The organism is Geodermatophilus sp. SYSU D00698 (assembly GCF_054050335.1).
Window position 1 is genome coordinate 121,741 of record NZ_JBJGZD010000002.1, and the last position, 15,262, is coordinate 137,002.

Genomic DNA, 15,262 nt, shown 5'->3' on the forward strand with positions numbered 1-15,262 from the left:
CCGGCTCCCTGCGCTCAGCCGGGGGTGTCCGCGCCGTGCGGCACCCGGCGGGAGCGGTCGGGGTCGAGGTGCTCGACGACGGTCTCGAGCACCTCGCGCAGCACCTCCGTCTGCTCGGCGGTGAGCGGGTCGAACAGCGCACCCCGGACGGCGGCCACGTGCCCGGGCGCGACGCTGCGCACGAGGTCCCAGCCGGCGTCGGTGAGCACGGCGACGTTCCCGCGGCCGTCCTCGGGCGAGCGCTCGCGGCGGACCCAGCCGCGGTCCTCCAGCCGCGCCACGGTGTGCGAGAGCCGGCTCTGCGACTGGTTGGCCCGCCGCGCGAGGTCGCTCATCCGCCGGCTGCGGCCCGGTGCCTCGGACAGCATCGCGAGCACGACGTAGGCGGCGTGCGAGAGGCCGGCGTCGCGCTGCAGCTGCGCGTCGAGCTCGCGCGGGAGCAGCTCGGCGAGGGTGAGCCAGGCACGCCAGGTCCGCTGCTGCGTGTCGTCGAGCCAGCGCGCGGTCACGGCGGCGACGGTACCGGCGCGTCGTCACCCGGATGATCCTCCCGCCACCGGATCCGGTGGTACGCACTGTGAGCGGCCGACCACCGCATGACGCCTGGCCGGGGGACGGGTGTCACCCGCCCGGACTGTGAGCTGATGCACCGTTGACGGAGAGTCACCGGCCACCGAGGGTGGGCAGCGGCCGGCGGACCGGCCGGTTCCTGAACGGCACCACGTGAACGGAGACCTCGTGCCCCACGGCGAGAAGCCCGCACCGACCCCCGCGACCGGGCGGCGCGACGCCTTCGCCCCCCTCCTCGGCAACCCGCTCGCCGCCCTGCTGCGGGAGCACGACCGCGCCGGGGTGGGCACCCACGGCGTCCCGACGGCGGGCGCCCCGGAGCCGGTCACCGTCTACGACGACGGCGTCCCGCGGGTGAACCTGGGCAGCAACAACTACCTCGGCCTGGCCGGTGACCCGCGAGTCGTCGAGGCGGCCGTGGCCGCGGTCCGCCGGTTCGGCACGAGCACCTCGGGCAGCCGCGTCCTCAACGGCACCACCCGGCTGCACCTGCAGCTGGAGGAGGAGCTCGCCGACCACTACGGCGCCGAGGCGGCCGTGCTGACCTCCTCCGGGGTCAACGCCAACGTCGCGCTGCTGTCCACCGCCTGCGGTCCCGACGACGCGCTGCTGGTCGACGCGCACGCGCACGCCAGCGTGCACGCCGGGGCGGCCGCCAGCCGCGGCACCGTGACCCGGTTCCGGCACAACGACCTCGAGTCGCTGGCCCGGCGGCTGGACCGGCTCGACCCGCGGGCCGGCGCGGTCGTCGTCGTCGACGGCGTGTATTCGATGACCGGCGAGACCGCGCCGCTGGCCGGCCTCGCCGACCTCTGCGCCGCGTACGGCGCGCGCCTGGTGGTCGACGAGGCGCACGGCCTCGGCGTCCTCGGCGAGCACGGCCGCGGCGCGGCCGAGCTCTGCGGCGTCCTGGACCGGGTCGACGCCGTGACGCTGGCCTTCAGCAAGTCGCTGGCCAGCGTGGGCGGGGCCGTGCTGACGTCGAGGGCGGTGGCCGACGGCATCCGGGCCAGCGCCGTGCCCTACGTCTTCAGCGCCGCCAACGAGCCGGCCGGCGTCGGCGCGGCACTGGCCGCGCTGCGCATCCTCCGCGAGGAGCCCGAACGCCGGGACCGGCTGCAGGAGAACGGCGCCCGCCTGCGCGTGGAGCTGTCCGTCGCCGGCACCCCGCCCCTGCCCGGCAGCGGCGCGGTCATCGCGGTCCCGACCGGCAGCGAGGAGGCGACCGCCGCCGCGTGGCGGGCCGCCTACGAGGCGGGGGTCTACTGCAACGCCGTCGCCTACCCCGCCGTCCCGCGCGGCAGGGGGGTGCTGCGGCTGTCGGTGATGGCCACGCACACCGCCGAGCAGTTGCAGGCCGCCGCGGGCTCGGTGGCCGCCGCCGTCCGGTCCACCCGGGACGTCGGGACCGCGGGCCGGGAGCTCGGCGGGGAGCTCGCCGTCGCCTGACCCGGCGCCCGCCGACCGGTCGCGACGATCACCCCTACCGCTCCGGCCGCGCACCTGCCAGGGTCGTGCACGAGGCTGCCTCCGTCGAACCAGGCGCGCGGGGCCCCTCCACTGGTCGGAGGCCGGGATGACGCGCCTGCCCGTGCCCTGGCGGCTCGTCCTCGCCGTCGCTGCGGGGTACACCGCCGGGTCGCTCACCTCGTTCCTGCTGTTCGAGGCGTCGAGCACCGGCGCCGTCCTGTTCCTGCCGGCCGGGGTCACCCTCTCCGCGCTGGTGCTGAGCGACCGGCGCCGGTGGCCCTGGGTCCTGGCCACGGCCGCGCTGGTCGAGGTGGTGATCGACCGGGCCATGGGCATCGGCCCGGTCGCCGCGTGGGGGTTCGCCCTGGCCAACACCGCCGAGCCCCTCGTCGGCGCCCTCCTGCTGCGCCGGTTCGCGCCGGTCCCGGACCTGGGCCGCCGCCGCCACCTGACGGCGTTCCTGCTCTGCGGCGTGCTCGCGGGCCCGCTGGTCGGCGGGCTGGTCGGCTCGCTGACGATCCACCTGTCGCAGGGGCCCGCGGTGCTCGACGGCCTCGTCCCGTTCTGGGCCGGCGACGGGCTCGGCGCGCTGACCGTGGGCGGGGCCGTGCTGACCTGGCGGCTGGGCCGGGGCCGGCCGGCCCCGGCCCGGCGGGCGGCGCTGCTGCTCCTGACCGCCGCGGTGACGGCGGCCGTCTTCTGGCCGGTCGGCGTGCCGGTGGCCTGGCTGACCATCCCCTGGCTCACCTGGCTGGCGGTCCGGTACGGGGTCGCCGTCGTCACCGAGGCCGGGCTGGTGGTCGCGGTCACCGCCAACGTCATGACCGTGGTCGGGCGCGGGCCGTGGGCCCCGTTCCACGACACCCCGCAGGTGGAGGCCGCCGTCCTGCAGGCGTTCATCGCCGTCGCGGTCCTCGGCGCCTGGCTGCTGGCCGTGGAGATCGGCGAGCGGGACCGGGCACGGTCGGTGTCCCGCCGCGAGGCCGCCGCCCGCCGCCGGGTGGAGGCGCTGCAGCGGGTGACCGCCGGGCTCGCGACCGCCGCGACGACCGACGCGATCGCCGCGGTGCTGGTCCGCTCCGGTCTCGCGCTGCTCGCCGACTCGGGCACCGTCGGGGTGGTCGACCGGGAGGGCGGCCGGCTGCGCGTGTGGACCACGGACGGGGGCGGGGAGGCCGGGCTGCCGCTCGCCGACCCGTCCCCGCTGGCCACCGCCGCCCGCCGCGGCGCCGCCGTCCGGACCCGCTCCCCCGCCGGGCTGGCGGTGCCGGCGCGGGTCGCCGGCACGACGTTCGGGGCCCTCGGCTTCCGCTTCGCCGACGACGAAGTCGACGACGACGTCGAGGCGATGGCGCGCACGCTGGCCGAGCTCATGGGCCCCGCGCTGCACCGGGCCCGGCTGTACGAGGAGGAGCGGGACGCCGCCCACCAGCTCCAGCGGGCCTTCCTGCCCGCCGTGCCCGACGAGCTGCCCGGCGCGGTGCTCGCCGGCCGCTACCGCCCCGCCGACCAGCAGCACGACATCGGCGGCGACTGGTACGACGCCTTCCCGCTGCCCTTCGGCCGGGTCGGGTTCGCCGTCGGCGACGTCGTCGGCCACGACCTGCGGGCCGCGGCGGCGATGGGCCGGCTGCACTCGGCGCTGAGCGTCCTGGCCGCCGCGCCGCACGACGGGCCCGCCGCGGTCCTCGAGGCGCTGGACCGGGCGTCGGCGGCCGTCCCCGGCGCGGCGCTCACCACGATCGGCTACGGCGAGTACGACCCGGTCACCTGCCGGCTGCGCTACGCCTGCGCGGGCCACCCGCCCCCGCTGCTGGTGACCGGCCGCCAGGCCCGGTACCTCACCGGCGGGCGGTCGCGGCCGCTGTCGGCCGCCGCCGGGCCGCGCGCGGAGGACGAGGTCGAGGTCCCGCCCGGCTCGACGCTGCTCTGGTACTCCGACGGCCTCGTCGAGCGGCGCGACGCCGACCTCGACGCCGGTCTCGCCCGCCTGGCGTCGGTCGCCGCCGGGCTCGACGGCGTGCACCCCCGGGGCTGGTGCGACGCGGTGATGGCCGAGCTCACCGGCGGCCAGCGTCTGCACGACGACGTCGTGCTGCTCTGTCTGCGGCTGCAGCCGGCCGTGCCCGTGCCGGCACCGGGGACGCCCCGCCCGGCCGCGGTGGTGGAGCCGCAGCCGGCGACGTAGCGTCGCGCCGGCACGAGGAGGACGCGGTGCCCGGGTGGGCGTGGACGCTGGCCGGGATCGGCGGGGGCCTGCTCCTGTGCTGGCTGGTGCTGGTCGCGGCGCTCTGGGTGGCCCGGCCCGACGAGTTGCGGGCGCGGGAGCTGGTGCGGCTGCTGCCCGACGTGCTGCGGCTGGTCCGCCGGCTGGCCGCCGACCGCTCCCTCCCCCGCGGGGTCCGCGTGCGGCTGTGGCTGCTGCTGGGCTACCTGGCGCTGCCGGTCGACCTCGTGCCCGACGTCGTCCCGGTGATCGGGTACGCCGACGACGCGGTCGCCGTGGCCCTCGTGCTGCGCTCCGTGGTCCGCCGCGCCGGCGCCGACGCGGTGCGCCGGCACTGGCCGGGCACCGACGCCGGCCTGGCCGCGGTGCGCCGGGTGGCGCGGCTGCCCGGCTGAGCCGCGGTCGCGCCGGTTGCCCTCCGGACCGGCCGGCGAGGACGCTGGGCTGCCCGCGGGACCGAGGAGCGGGCATGGCCGGGACCCAGGCACCGGGCAGCGGGTTCGGGACGCTGCGGCACGTGACGGTCGACGGGGCGTCGCTGGCATACCGGGAGGTGGGCACCGGCGAGCCGGTGGTCCTCGTCCACGGCGGCCTCGGTGACCTGCGCACCTGGGCCGCCCAGCTCGGGCCGCTCGGCGCGCGGTGCCGGGTCGTCGCCTACAGCCGCCGCTTCGCCCGCCCCAACGCGCCGCTGCCCGCCGGCGCGCCGGACCCGATGCCGGTGCACGTCACGGACCTCGTCGCGCTGCTGCGGGCGCTGGACGCCTGGCCGGCGCACCTGGTCGGCAACTCGTGGGGCGCGTACGTCTGCCTGCTCACCGCGCTGCAGCACCCGGACGTCGTCCGCAGCCTGGTCCTCGAGGAGCCGCCGCTGCTGCCGCTGGTGCTCGGCCCGGGAGCCCGCCCGCGGCCGGCCGACCTGGCGCGCGCCCTGCGCCTCCGGCCCCGCGCGACGCTCGCGGTGCTCGGGTTCGGGCTGCGCACCTCCGCGCCCGTGGCCTGGGCGTACCGGCGCGGCGACCCGGAGCGGGCGCTGGAGCTGTTCGCCCGCGGCGTGCTCGGCCGCCGGGCCCTGGCCGCCATGACACCCGGGCGCCGGCAGCAGATGCGGGAGAGCGCGGACACGCTGCAGGCCGAGCTCCGCGCGGGGTTCCCGCCGGTGACCGAGGCGGAGTTGCGCACCGTGCGCGCCCCGGCCCTGCTGCTCACCGGCGAGCACAGCCCGGCGGTGAACCGGGCACTCGGCGCCTGGCTCGCCGACCTGCTGCCCTCCGCCGAGCAGGTGGTCGTGCCGGGCGCCTCCCACCTGGTGCACGAGGACGCCCCCGCGGTCGTGAACGACGCCGTCCTGCGCTTCGTCGGCCGGTGAGCGCCGAGCGCGTCAGGACCGCTCCGCCGCGGCGGCGACGTCGGCCAGGTCCGCCTCCAGCGCCCGGGTCACCGCGCGCCGGCCCAGGGGGCCGGTGACCGCCCCGAGGACCCGCGTCACCGTGGACGTCGGCCGGGCCCCAAACGTCATCACCAGGTCGCTGCCGCCGTCACCGGCCGGCGTCACCGCGACCGTCGACAGGTACCGGACGCCCGGCCGCACCGCCTCGGTGGTGTACGACCGCTGCGGCTCCACGGCGGTGACCGTCATCTCCTCGGTGGCCGAGCGCCCCAGCACCGTGCGGGTCTCCCGCCACCGCGTCCCGACGCCGAACTCCCCCGGCGTGAGCACCTCGACCGCGTCGATGCCCCGGACCACCTGCGGCGAGCCCGCGAGGTCGGTGACCACCGCCCACACCCGCTCCGCCGGCGCCGCCACGTGCCGGCGGACCTCCACGTCCCGCATGCCGCATCGCTCCCTCGCCGTGCTGCCGCCACCCCGGCGGCACCGGCACCCTGCCACCGGGGGACGACGGATCGACCCGCTGCGACCGCGCGCTCACCGGCGCACGCCCCGCCGCACTCCAGCGCCCGCGGGAGCCGGATCGGGGTTCCCGCCCTCAGCGGGGAGTGCGACCCTGCCCCTCGACCATGACGTGATCCCGGCGCCCGGGATCAGGAGCGCCGGGAGGGCAGCATGGTCCGGAGCATCCTCTCCGCCCCGGGGTGGCTCGTCTTCGTCGGGCTGGTGGTCGTCTTCCCCGCGCTGGTCCTGCTCGTCCAGGTGGGGATCCGGCGTCGCTGGCCCGCCCTGGTCCGGGGTGAGCACAACGACGTGGTGGGCTTCATCATCGCGGTCGTCGGGGTCATCTACGCGGTGCTGCTGGCCTTCGTCGTCATCGTCGCCTGGGAGAGCTTCACCAGGGCCGAGGAGGTGGTCGGCCAGGAGGCGAGCGCCCTGCGGACCCTCTACCGGGACAGCGTCGGACTGCCCGCGGAGTCGCAGGCGGAGATGCGGGAGCTGGTCCTGCGGTACGCGACGGAGGTGGTCGAGGACTCGTGGCCGGCCATGGCCGACGGGCACCCGGGGGACCCCGAGGCGGGCGACGTCCTGCAGGAGATGGCGGACGTGCTCGCCGGCACGCCCGTCACCACGCCCGGTGAGCAGGAGTTCGTGGGCGCGGAGGTCGACCGGCTGAACGACCTCGTGAGCCTGCGCAGCCAGCGGCTGGACTTCGTCGAGAGCGGGATCCCCGCCAGCCTGTGGATCGCGCTGGTCGTCGGTGCCCTCGTCACCGTCGGCTTCGCGCTGCTGTTCGGCCTGGAGCGCACCGCGCTGCACCTCGTGATGGTGGGCAGCCTCTCGGTGCTCATCGGCGTGCTCCTGTTCGTCGCGGTCGGGTTCAACTTCCCGTTCGCGGGCGACGTCGCCGTGCACCCCACGGCCTTCGAGCGCGTGCTCGACGACTTCGGGAGCCCGGCGGACGGCGACTAGCCGACGCACGCCGGCGCTGCGGCCGCGGGTGACCGACGTCCTCAGCGGCTCGCCGTCACCGCGCTGAGCGCGGCGGCGGGAGGGCCGATCCGCTCCGGTGGGTGGGGCCGCAGGCCCGCCTCGCGGAGCTGACCGAGCAGCACGTCGACGGCGGGCAACTCCATGCGGCCCTCCTGCGCCCGCAGCAGCAGGTCCAGGTGCCGGCTGAACAGCTGCGGCCCGGCCACCGTGGTGACGACCACGACGGCGCCGCCGGGTGCGAGCAGGCGGGCGACCCCGCGCAGCAGCTCCACCCGCTCGTCGACCGGCACGTAGTAGACGACGTTGGCGAGCAGGGCCAGGTCGATGCCGTCGGTGGAGGCGCCCGGGCGACCGGCGGCCAGCACCTCCCGGATGTCGACCGTCTCGACGCCGGCCCGGCCGGCCAGGCCCCGCTCGCTCAGCGTGCGCCGGGCCAGTGCCGCGGCGTCGGGGTCGACGTCCACGCCGACGCCGGTGGCGTCCGGGGCCGCCTCGAGCACCGCCGCCAGGTACAGGCCGGCACCGCACCCGATGTCGAGCACCCGGCTCGGCCGCCGCTCGGTGACCGTGCGGACCAGATGGGCGCGGACCAGCGGGGAGATCGCGGCGGAGAGCCGGGCGATCACCTCGCCGTTCTCCGCGGTGTCGCGCCGCCCGGGGCCTCCGCGCAGCAGCGCCGGCAGATCCCGGTAGAGCTCGGTGTGGTAGCCGCCGAAGCCCTCGTACGACGCGCGCACGACGTCGTCGCCGGCGACCGCGCGGCCGAACCGGGTGAGCCGCCACGAGCCCTCTCCGGCGACCAGCCCCGCGGCGGCGAGCACGCGGAGGTAGGCGGCCAGGAGGTCCCGGTCGACCACACCCAGGCGTCCGGCCAGCCGCTCGGTGCCGACCGGGCCCTCGCCGAGTGCGTCGAGCAGGCCCAGGTCGAGCGCAGTGGCGATCAGTTGCAGTCGGACCCCGGTCAGACCCTCTCGCGCGGCGCGCAGCCGCGCGCGGAGGTTCCCGCTGCGCAGCACCTCGGCCAGCACTCTCGGGTCGGGCATCCTCGCCATCGGGCACCCCCTCGGCCCAGAGAGCGCGACGCTAGCGCACCTCGACCACGCCCGTTCCCGGTCCTGTCGGACCTGTGACGCTCGTGGACATCCGTGGACGGCGGGTCGCGGCGTGGCGCATCATTGGCAGTCGAGGGCCCCGAGTGCCAGCCTCCGCCGGCGCCGGGCCCGTCCCACCCCCGCTCGACCAGGAGTGCCACGCCGTGCCCACGTACCAGTACGTCTGCACCAACCCCGAGGGCAAGCACCAGTTCGAGGTGGTGCAGTCCTTCACCGACGCGGCCGTGGCCGAGTGCCCGACCTGCGGCGCCCCCGTGCGCAAGGTCTACGGCTCCGTCGGCGTGGTCTTCAAGGGCTCGGGCTTCTACCGCACCGACAGCCGGTCCGGCTCGTCCGCCGGCGACTCGTCGAAGAGCACCAGCCCGTCGTCCTCGGACCCGTCGTCGTCCTCCTCGACGTCGTCGTCCTCCTCCTCGACGTCGTCGTCCGGCAGCGGCTCGTCCTCGTCCTCGTCGTCCTCGGGCGGCGGGAGCAAGGCCGCCGCGAGCTGAGCCCGGGCCGTCCACAGCCGGACGGCCGTTCCACAGCTCCCCCGCCCCGGCCCCGCCGGGGCCGCCGGGCGGCGAGCCTGGGCCGGTGGTCCGCCTCCGCCGTCCCCGCTCCCCCGCCCTCCTGCTGCGCCGGTGCCTGGCGGCGGCACTCGCCGCCGGCGCGCTGGTGCTGGCCCTCCGCCCGCCGCCGGCCCCGGTCGCGGCCCCGCCCGCCGGCACGCCGGTGGTCACCGCCGCCGGCGACCTGCCGGCCGGGACGGTCCTGGGCGCCGACCTGCTCGCCACAGCGGAGCTGCCGGCCGGCGCGGTCCCGGCCGGCGTCGCGACCGACCCGGCGGAGCTGGCCGGCCGGGTGCTGGCCGCGCCGCTGCGCGCCGGTGAGCCGGTCACCGACGTCCGGCTGCTCGGCCCGGGCCTGACGGCGCTGCTGCCGGCGGGCCAGGTGGCCGCGCCCGTCCGGCTCGCCGACCTGGCCGTCGCGGGGCTGGCCGCCGCCGGGGACCGCGTCGACGTGCTGGCCACCGCCCCGGGCGCGGTGCGGGCCGAGGCGGTGGCCCGCGGCGCGCTGGTCCTGGCCGCACCCCGGTCGGACGGCGACGACGGCGGGCTGCTCGTGCTCGCCGTCGACGAGGCCACGGCCGCCACTCTCGCCGCTGTGGCCACCACCGCCACGCTGACGTTGAGCCTGCCGCGGTCGCCGTGAGGGGATGGCCGCGTGCTCAAGGGCTTCAAGGACTTCCTGCTGCGCGGCAACGTCGTCGAGCTGGCCGTCGCGGTGGTCATCGTCACCGCGTTCACCGACTCGTTCCTCACCCCGCTGATCGCGCTGGTCACCGGCGGCGGCGTCGTCGGCGGCGAGTTCACCGTCGACGGCGAGACGTTCACCTACGGCGCGTTCGTCAGCCAGGTGGTCACGTTCGTGCTGACCGCGGCGGTCGTCTACTTCGTCGTCGTGGTGCCGATGAAGCGGATCACCGAGCGGCGCCGGCGCGGCGTCGAGGCCGGGCCCGCGGAGCCGACCGAGGTGGAGCTGCTCGCCCAGATCCGCGACCTGCTCCGGAACGGCCCCGTCCAGGGCACCGCCCCGGGCGAGCGAGGGGTGGGGAGGACGGGGTCCTCCGACTAGTCGGAGCCCCAGTGCGGCGGCCGGTCCTCCCGGTACCGGCGGTCCGGGTCGCGGTCGTCGGGGCGCTCGCCCCAGCCGAGGTCGCGGTCGTCGGGCGCCCGCTCGGCCGGGGCCGCCGGCGCCGGCGGGGGCGCCTCGACCACCGGCACCCCGAGCCCGTCGAGGACCTTCGCCGAGGGCAGCCCGGCCAGCACCGGTCCCGGGACGGCGAGCTTCGCGCCACGGGTCCCCGAGCCGACGACGACGAGCCCCGCGGCGGCCACCGCCGCGTCGACCAGCACCGGCCACGACGCCGGCAGCCCGATCGGGGTGATCCCGCCGTAGGCCATCCCGCTCTCGGCGACGGCGACGTCCTGCGGCGCGAACGACGCCTTGCGCGCGCCCAGGTGCCGCCGGACCAGGCCGTTGACGTCGGCGCGGGTGGTCGCGAGGACGACGCAGGCCACCAGCGTCGTCTGCCCCGCCCGGCGCGCGGCCACGACGACGCAGTTGGCCGAGGCCTCCGGCGGCACCGCGTACGCCTCGGTGAAGGCGGCGGTGTCGGCGAGCGCGTCGTCGACGGGAGCGACCCACGCGGGCCCGGGCAGCTCGGCCAGCGCGGCCGCGACCGGGCCGGCGAGCAGGTCGGGGCGCGAGGCGGCGGGCACCCAGGTCAGCGAGCCGAGGGCGGGGGGCTGGTCGGTCGGGTCGGGCACGTCCCGATCCTGCCCCCTGGCCGGATCCCTGCGACGGACGGCCTGATCACGGGCGGTGGGGACGGCGCCGACCGGCCAGGATGGGGCCCATGATCGGTCAGTTGCACTCCGTCGTGATCGACGCACCCGACGCGCACGCGCTCGCCACCTTCTACGCCGAGCTGCTGGGGCTGGAGGTGAGCAAGGGCGGCCCGGGCGACGACTGGGTCGTGGTCAGCGGCCGCGGGCACCGGCTGGCGTTCCAGCAGGCGCCGGACCTGGTCCCGCCGGACTGGCCGGACCCGCAGCGCCCGCAGCAGTTCCACCTCGACGTCTACGTGACCGACGTCGACGAGGCGGAACCGAAGGTGCTCGCCCTGGGCGCCCGGGAGCTGCCCGGCGGCGGGGGCGACTTCCGCGTCTACGCCGACCCGGTGGGCCACCCTTTCTGCCTGGTGTGGGACGCCGCGTGAGCGCCGAGGTGCCCGACGTCGACCGCAGCGCCGCGAGCGCGTTCGTCGCGGCCACCGGGTTCGACGTCGCCGAGGTCAGCGGCACCCGGGTCACCGGCACCGTCGAGCTGGGGCCGGACCACCACACGCCGTGGGGCGTCGTGCACGGCGGCGTCTACTGCGCGGTGATCGAGTCGGCGGCGTCGATCGGCGCCAGCACCGCCGTCGCCGACCGCGGCCAGTTCGCCGTCGGGGTGAACAACAGCACCGACTTCCTGCGGCCGGTCACCGCCGGCCGGCTCGACGTCGTCGCCGAGCCCGTGCAGCAGGGCCGGACCCTGCAGCTGTGGCTGGTGCAGCTCACCCGCGCCGAGGACGGCAAGCTCGTCGCCCGCGGCCAGGTGCGCCTGCAGAACGTGCCGTTCCCGGGGGCGTGAGCGACCGGGCCCGGCGCGCGGCGGCCGCCGCCACCGCGGTGGCCGCCGCGCACGGCCTCCGGTCGGCCGGGGCGCGGGTGCTGCACGACGGCGTCAACGTCGTCGTGCACCTGGCCCCGGCGCCGGTCGTGGCGCGGGTGGCGACGCTGACGCCGCTGCTGCGCCCCGACCCGGCCCGCCCGTCCGTCCGCGAGGTCGCGCTGGCCGGCGCCCTGGCCGCGGCCGGCGCCGCCGTCGTCCCGCCGAGCGCCCTGCTGCCGCCCGGGCCGCACGTGCACGACGGGCTGACGCTCACCTTCTGGACCCGCGTGGAGGTGCTGCCGCGGACACCGACCCCGGCCGAGGTGGCCACCGCGCTCGCCGGCCTGCACGAGGTGCTGGCCGGCCTGCCGGTGACCGGGCGCCCGCTGGACACCCCGCTCGACGACCTCGCGGTCTTCAGCGAGCGGGCGGGCGCGTGGGGCGTCGAGCCCGCCGTCCGCGCGCGGACGGCGGAGCAGGTGGAGGTCCTCCGTCCCCGGCTGGGCGGGCGCGTGCAGGTGCTGCACGGCGACGAGCACCCCGGCAACCTGCTGGCTACTCCCGACGGCTGGCGGTGGGCCGACCTCGAGGACACCTGCGCCGGGCCGCCGGAGTGGGACCTCGCCTGCCTGCGGCTCACCTCCCGGCTGGACGGGCGGGCCGCACTCGACGCGGCCGGCGGCCCGTCCGACGCCGAGCTCGCGCCGTGGCTGGAGCTGCGCCGGCTGCACGCGCGGGCGTGGACGAGCGTCGTCCGCGCGGGTCACACGAGCGGCAACGCGGGCTCCCGGTAGGTGGTGCCAGCCAGCGACGGCGGCAGCACGTCGGGGTCGAGCACCACGGAGAACAGCGCGCGCGGGTCCTGCAGCGTCGCGGGCGGGCGGGCCGCCGCGCGCGGGACCACGTGGTCCCAGCGGGCCGGGCGGCGGTGCGGCAGCAGCTCGCGCCCCTCGAACAGGTAGTCGCCGAGCACCTCGCCGACCAGCAGGCCGGCGCCGTGCTCGATCGGCAGCGCCACCGGGTCCCCGGGGCGGATCTCGTCCAGGAAGGTCGACAGCTGGCGCAGGTCCTTGCTCGGCCGGCGCCCGGAGATCTCCTTGGCCAGTGCGCGCAGCTCGGCCGGCGACAGGCCCGTGGCGTCGACGTCGATCCCCGACTGGGTGCCCAGCCCCACGACGCCCGCGGCCAGGCACGCGCCCAGCTCGTTGTGCGCCCGCGGCCGCACGACCCACACCCGGGTGCCCTCGGGCTCGGCCGCCGGCGGGACGACGTCGGGACCGGGCCAGACGTAGGGCAGGTCGTCGGGCTCGTCGCCGAACAGCGGGGCGAACCGCGGCCGGTAGAAGTCCGGCTCCTTGGCGAGCAGGTTCGACCGGTGGGACAGGTGCAGCGCCTCGTCGCCGACCCAGGAGGGCAGCATCCCGGCGCGGGCGAGCTCGTCCTGCGTGGCGCCCTCGACGTCGGGGGCGAACTCGGCGATCAGCGTGTGCGTGCTGTCGGCGAACCCGCGCTCGCGCCAGACCCGCACCATCGCCAGGCCGTAGACGACCAGCGCCGCCGTCCGCCCGCGCCACATGTGCACGACCGGGTGCGAGGACCAGCCGTAGTCGGGCAGCTCCAGGGCGCGCAGCACCTGCAGCGTCTCGACCCGCTGCTTGCCCAGGCGCGGTGAGTCCAGCAGCCGCGCGCTCTCCTTGAAGTCGGCCACCGGCAGGAAGGTCTGCATCGCGGCGGTTCCTGCCCGGTCGGGCGCGCGGTCAACCGCCGAGCGCCTCCAGCGCCGCCTCCCAGCGGGCGCGGCGGGCGTCGTCGTCCTGCTCCCACCAGGCGGGACCGCGCTCCCCCAGCCCGGTCTTGGCCAGCCGCACCCGGTCCCGGGCGGCCCGGGCGGCGGCCGGGTCCGGGGCCGTGCGCACCGCCGCGCGCGCCGCACCCAGGTGGGACAGCAGCCGGGCGCGGACGTCGTCGGGCAGGGACGGGTCCGCCTTCCGCCACCGCCGCCCGTCGACGACGACCCAGCGGCCGTCGTCGGTGTGCTCGACCTCGCGGCGGGTCACGCGCCGCAGCGGCGGGCGAGCTCCGGCAGCACCTCGCCGAGCGGCGCGTCCACCTTCACGTCGACCTTGGCGTCGCCGCGCGTGGGGCCGAGGTTGACCACCGCCACCGGGATGCCGAGCTCGGCGGCGCGCAGCACGAACCGGTAGCCGCTCATGACGGTCAGCGAGGAGCCGAGGACGAGCAGGCCGGCGGAGTCCTCGAGCATCCGGAAGCAGGTGTCCACGCGGTCGCGCGGCACGGTCTCGCCGAAGAACACGACGTCGGGCTTGAGCGGCCCGTCGCCGCACGCGGTGCACCCGACCATCACGAAGCCGTCGAGCACCTCGTCGGGCAGCTCGGCGTCGCCGTCGGGGTTGACCTCGTCCGCGCGCGGGCCGAAGGCCGGGTTGGCGGCCCGCAGCCGGCGGTGCAGCTCGTCCCGCCGGGCGACGTCGCCGCAGGCCAGGCACACCGTCCGGTCCAGCCCGCCGTGCAGCTCGACGACGTCCCGGGCGCCGGCGGCCTGGTGCAGCCCGTCGACGTTCTGCGTGACGACGCCGGCGAGCAGGCCGGCGCGCTGCAGCCGGGCGACGGCGGAGTGCCCGGCGTTCGGCCGGGCGGCGGCCATCTGGGGCCAGCCGACGTAGCTGCGCGCCCAGTAGCGGTGCCGCCCGCGCGGGTCGCGGCGGAAGGTCTGCCAGGTCATCGGCGTGTGCCGGCGCAGGGAGCCGGTGGCGCCGCGGTAGTCGGGGATGCCGGAGTCGGTGGACAGGCCGGCGCCGGAGAGGACGAGGACGTCGCCGTCGGCGACCAGGCCGGCCAGCTCGTCGAGGCCGTCCGCGGTCCGGACGGCGGGGAGGGCGGCGGTCACCGGCCCATCGTCCTCCGTGGCCGCACGCCGCGCCGCCGTCGTCAGCTGAGCCGGCCCTCCAGGCGGCCGAGCAGGTCGTCGTACACCCGGCGCAGGCCCCTGGGGGCGAAGGTCCGCTCGAAGAAGCCGCCGATGCCGCCCGCGCCGGTCCAGGTGGTGCGCACCCGCACGGTGCTGCTGCCGGAGTCCGCCGGGGTGACCGTCCACGTGGTGACCATCGAGGAGCGGGTGTCGCGCTCGACGAGGGTGCCGTCGGGCTCGGTGACCTCCACGTCCTGCTCGCGCACCCGCTTCGACGTCGCGGCGAACCGCCAGTGCACCCGCGTGCCGGAGCCCTGGCCGCCGGCCTCGACGCGGTAGTCGCTGAACTGCTCGGGCAGCACCTCGCGCCGGGTGCCGGTGTAGTCGGCGAGGGCCGCCCGGACCCGCTCGGCGGGGGCGTTGACGACGCGTTCGGCGGTGGCCACGACCTGTCCCATGCCCGCCATCCTGCCCGCGTTCGCACCTGCCGCGCCGCGGGGGCTCAGCCGGCGGAGTCCTCGGCGTCCAGGTAGGAGCAGCGGAACCGGGCGCCGGCCATCGCCTCGGTGAAGCGGGCCTCCCAGGCGGGGTCGTCGGCCGGGAAGGCGGCGAACACGCGGTCCTCGAGCACGACCGGCACCCCGTCGGGGCCCGGGTACGAGCGGCGCAGCAGCACCCGCGTCCGCCCGTCGACCTCGTCGTGCGCCGGTGCCCACCGGGCCCGCGGCGGGGCGGTCCGCCGTCCCGCCGTCCAGACGCCGAGGCGGGAGAGCAGCAGGGCGACGAGGACCAGCAGCAGCACCATCTCGACCACTGCGAGCAACACGCACAGACGGTAGACACCGGGGACGCTCCGCGGGTCCCTCCCG

20 protein-coding genes are annotated in these 15,262 nt (G+C 77.6%); 11 read left to right on the plus strand and 9 right to left on the minus strand.

Annotated elements, in window-relative coordinates; all coding sequences use genetic code 11:
- Positions 1-14 precede the first annotated feature (14 nt).
- Positions 15-509 carry a MarR family winged helix-turn-helix transcriptional regulator gene (locus tag ACI8AB_RS02290; RefSeq protein ID WP_456948791.1) on the minus strand — a complete coding sequence of 165 codons (495 nt, stop codon included), beginning with the start codon at positions 507-509 and terminating at the stop codon, positions 15-17.
- Positions 510-738: 229 nt separating this feature from the next.
- Between ACI8AB_RS02290 and ACI8AB_RS02295 the strand changes: the two genes are divergently transcribed.
- The 4 genes from ACI8AB_RS02295 to ACI8AB_RS02310 all read left to right on the plus strand — a co-directional run bounded on the left by ACI8AB_RS02295 (position 739) and on the right by ACI8AB_RS02310 (position 5,636).
- On the plus strand, positions 739-2,019 hold the full coding sequence (locus tag ACI8AB_RS02295; protein ID WP_456948792.1) for an aminotransferase class I/II-fold pyridoxal phosphate-dependent enzyme: 1,281 nt from the start codon (positions 739-741) through the stop codon (positions 2,017-2,019).
- Positions 2,020-2,146: 127 nt separating this feature from the next.
- Positions 2,147-4,228, plus strand: coding sequence for a SpoIIE family protein phosphatase (locus ACI8AB_RS02300; RefSeq protein WP_456948793.1), 2,082 nt, complete (start codon positions 2,147-2,149; stop codon positions 4,226-4,228).
- 26 nt (positions 4,229-4,254) lie between these two features.
- Positions 4,255-4,662: a DUF1232 domain-containing protein gene (locus ACI8AB_RS02305; protein ID WP_456948794.1), complete on the plus strand. Its 408-nt coding sequence runs from the start codon at positions 4,255-4,257 to the stop codon at positions 4,660-4,662.
- Positions 4,663-4,736: 74 nt separating this feature from the next.
- A complete protein-coding gene (locus ACI8AB_RS02310; RefSeq protein ID WP_456948795.1) occupies positions 4,737-5,636 on the plus strand; it encodes an alpha/beta fold hydrolase in 900 nt (299 codons plus the stop codon).
- 12 nt (positions 5,637-5,648) lie between these two features.
- Here the strand turns inward: ACI8AB_RS02310 and ACI8AB_RS02315 are convergent, their stop codons facing one another.
- A complete protein-coding gene (locus ACI8AB_RS02315; RefSeq protein WP_456948796.1) occupies positions 5,649-6,101 on the minus strand; it encodes an SRPBCC family protein in 453 nt (150 codons plus the stop codon).
- A gap of 231 nt (positions 6,102-6,332) precedes the next feature.
- Between ACI8AB_RS02315 and ACI8AB_RS02320 the strand changes: the two genes are divergently transcribed.
- The gene (locus ACI8AB_RS02320; RefSeq protein WP_456948797.1) at positions 6,333-7,130 is read left to right on the plus strand and encodes a bestrophin-like domain; all 798 of its coding nucleotides are present in this window, start codon (positions 6,333-6,335) and stop codon (positions 7,128-7,130) included.
- Positions 7,131-7,171: 41 nt separating this feature from the next.
- On the opposite strand, the gene ACI8AB_RS02325 is transcribed toward ACI8AB_RS02320, so the two are convergent.
- Positions 7,172-8,194, minus strand: coding sequence for an SAM-dependent methyltransferase (locus ACI8AB_RS02325; protein ID WP_456948798.1), 1,023 nt, complete (start codon positions 8,192-8,194; stop codon positions 7,172-7,174).
- 212 nt (positions 8,195-8,406) lie between these two features.
- Between ACI8AB_RS02325 and ACI8AB_RS02330 the strand changes: the two genes are divergently transcribed.
- From ACI8AB_RS02330 to ACI8AB_RS02340, 3 genes are all read left to right on the plus strand, one after another.
- On the plus strand, positions 8,407-8,754 hold the full coding sequence (locus ACI8AB_RS02330; RefSeq protein ID WP_456948799.1) for an FmdB family zinc ribbon protein: 348 nt from the start codon (positions 8,407-8,409) through the stop codon (positions 8,752-8,754).
- Positions 8,755-8,839: 85 nt separating this feature from the next.
- The gene (cpaB, locus tag ACI8AB_RS02335; protein ID WP_456948800.1) at positions 8,840-9,457 is read left to right on the plus strand and encodes a Flp pilus assembly protein CpaB; all 618 of its coding nucleotides are present in this window, start codon (positions 8,840-8,842) and stop codon (positions 9,455-9,457) included.
- 12 nt (positions 9,458-9,469) lie between these two features.
- Positions 9,470-9,880 carry a large conductance mechanosensitive channel protein MscL gene (locus ACI8AB_RS02340; RefSeq protein ID WP_456948801.1) on the plus strand — a complete coding sequence of 137 codons (411 nt, stop codon included), beginning with the start codon at positions 9,470-9,472 and terminating at the stop codon, positions 9,878-9,880.
- Here the strand turns inward: ACI8AB_RS02340 and ACI8AB_RS02345 are convergent.
- The gene (locus ACI8AB_RS02345; protein WP_456948802.1) at positions 9,877-10,575 is read right to left on the minus strand and encodes a YbaK/EbsC family protein; all 699 of its coding nucleotides are present in this window, start codon (positions 10,573-10,575) and stop codon (positions 9,877-9,879) included. The two genes, ACI8AB_RS02340 and ACI8AB_RS02345, sit on opposite strands and share 4 nt — an antisense overlap.
- Positions 10,576-10,664: 89 nt before the next feature.
- Here ACI8AB_RS02345 and ACI8AB_RS02350 point away from each other — a divergent pair, with 89 nt between their 5' ends.
- The 3 genes from ACI8AB_RS02350 to ACI8AB_RS02360 are packed head-to-tail and all read left to right on the plus strand — an operon-like array spanning position 10,665 to position 12,258.
- The gene (locus ACI8AB_RS02350) at positions 10,665-11,027 is read left to right on the plus strand and encodes a VOC family protein (protein ID WP_387987966.1); all 363 of its coding nucleotides are present in this window, start codon (positions 10,665-10,667) and stop codon (positions 11,025-11,027) included.
- A complete protein-coding gene (locus ACI8AB_RS02355) occupies positions 11,024-11,443 on the plus strand; it encodes a PaaI family thioesterase (RefSeq protein ID WP_387987967.1) in 420 nt (139 codons plus the stop codon). The genes ACI8AB_RS02350 and ACI8AB_RS02355 overlap by 4 nt, the downstream gene beginning before the upstream one ends.
- A complete protein-coding gene (locus ACI8AB_RS02360) occupies positions 11,440-12,258 on the plus strand; it encodes a phosphotransferase family protein (protein WP_456948803.1) in 819 nt (272 codons plus the stop codon). The genes ACI8AB_RS02355 and ACI8AB_RS02360 overlap by 4 nt, the downstream gene beginning before the upstream one ends.
- On the opposite strand, the gene ACI8AB_RS02365 is transcribed toward ACI8AB_RS02360, so the two are convergent.
- Genes ACI8AB_RS02365 through ACI8AB_RS02385 form a run of 5 tightly spaced genes read right to left on the minus strand, consistent with a single transcriptional unit; the run spans position 12,228 to position 15,219 of the window.
- Positions 12,228-13,190 (minus strand): MSMEG_6728 family protein, encoded by a 963-nt coding sequence (locus ACI8AB_RS02365; RefSeq protein WP_456948804.1) that lies wholly within the window; start codon positions 13,188-13,190, stop codon positions 12,228-12,230. The two genes, ACI8AB_RS02360 and ACI8AB_RS02365, sit on opposite strands and share 31 nt — an antisense overlap.
- Before the next feature lie 31 nt (positions 13,191-13,221).
- On the minus strand, positions 13,222-13,521 hold the full coding sequence (locus ACI8AB_RS02370; RefSeq protein WP_456948805.1) for a biopolymer transporter Tol: 300 nt from the start codon (positions 13,519-13,521) through the stop codon (positions 13,222-13,224).
- Complete coding sequence (locus ACI8AB_RS02375; RefSeq protein ID WP_456948806.1) at positions 13,518-14,372, minus strand: NAD-dependent protein deacetylase; 855 nt, start codon at positions 14,370-14,372, stop codon at positions 13,518-13,520. Before ACI8AB_RS02375 ends, ACI8AB_RS02370 begins: the two co-directional genes overlap by 4 nt.
- 41 nt (positions 14,373-14,413) lie before the next feature.
- Entirely contained in the window at positions 14,414-14,851 is a 438-nt protein-coding gene (locus ACI8AB_RS02380; protein WP_456948807.1) for an SRPBCC family protein, read from the minus strand.
- Positions 14,852-14,895: 44 nt separating this feature from the next.
- The gene (locus ACI8AB_RS02385) at positions 14,896-15,219 is read right to left on the minus strand and encodes a hypothetical protein (protein WP_456948808.1); all 324 of its coding nucleotides are present in this window, start codon (positions 15,217-15,219) and stop codon (positions 14,896-14,898) included.
- Positions 15,220-15,262: the final 43 nt, after the last annotated feature.

Excerpts from the sequence above, each read along its gene's own strand:
- ACI8AB_RS02300 (WP_456948793.1), top strand. The coding sequence starts at position 2,147 with ATGACGCGCCTGCCCGTGCCCTGGCGGCTCGTCCTCGCCGTCGCTGCG.
- ACI8AB_RS02310 (WP_456948795.1), top strand. The coding sequence starts at position 4,737 with ATGGCCGGGACCCAGGCACCGGGCAGCGGGTTCGGGACGCTGCGGCAC.
- ACI8AB_RS02315 (WP_456948796.1), bottom strand. The coding sequence starts at position 6,101 with ATGCGGGACGTGGAGGTCCGCCGGCACGTGGCGGCGCCGGCGGAGCGG.
- ACI8AB_RS02320 (WP_456948797.1), top strand. The coding sequence starts at position 6,333 with ATGGTCCGGAGCATCCTCTCCGCCCCGGGGTGGCTCGTCTTCGTCGGG.
- ACI8AB_RS02325 (WP_456948798.1), bottom strand. The coding sequence starts at position 8,194 with ATGCCCGACCCGAGAGTGCTGGCCGAGGTGCTGCGCAGCGGGAACCTC.
- ACI8AB_RS02350 (WP_387987966.1), top strand. The coding sequence starts at position 10,665 with ATGATCGGTCAGTTGCACTCCGTCGTGATCGACGCACCCGACGCGCAC.
- ACI8AB_RS02365 (WP_456948804.1), bottom strand. The coding sequence starts at position 13,190 with ATGCAGACCTTCCTGCCGGTGGCCGACTTCAAGGAGAGCGCGCGGCTG.
- ACI8AB_RS02380 (WP_456948807.1), bottom strand. The coding sequence starts at position 14,851 with ATGGGACAGGTCGTGGCCACCGCCGAACGCGTCGTCAACGCCCCCGCC.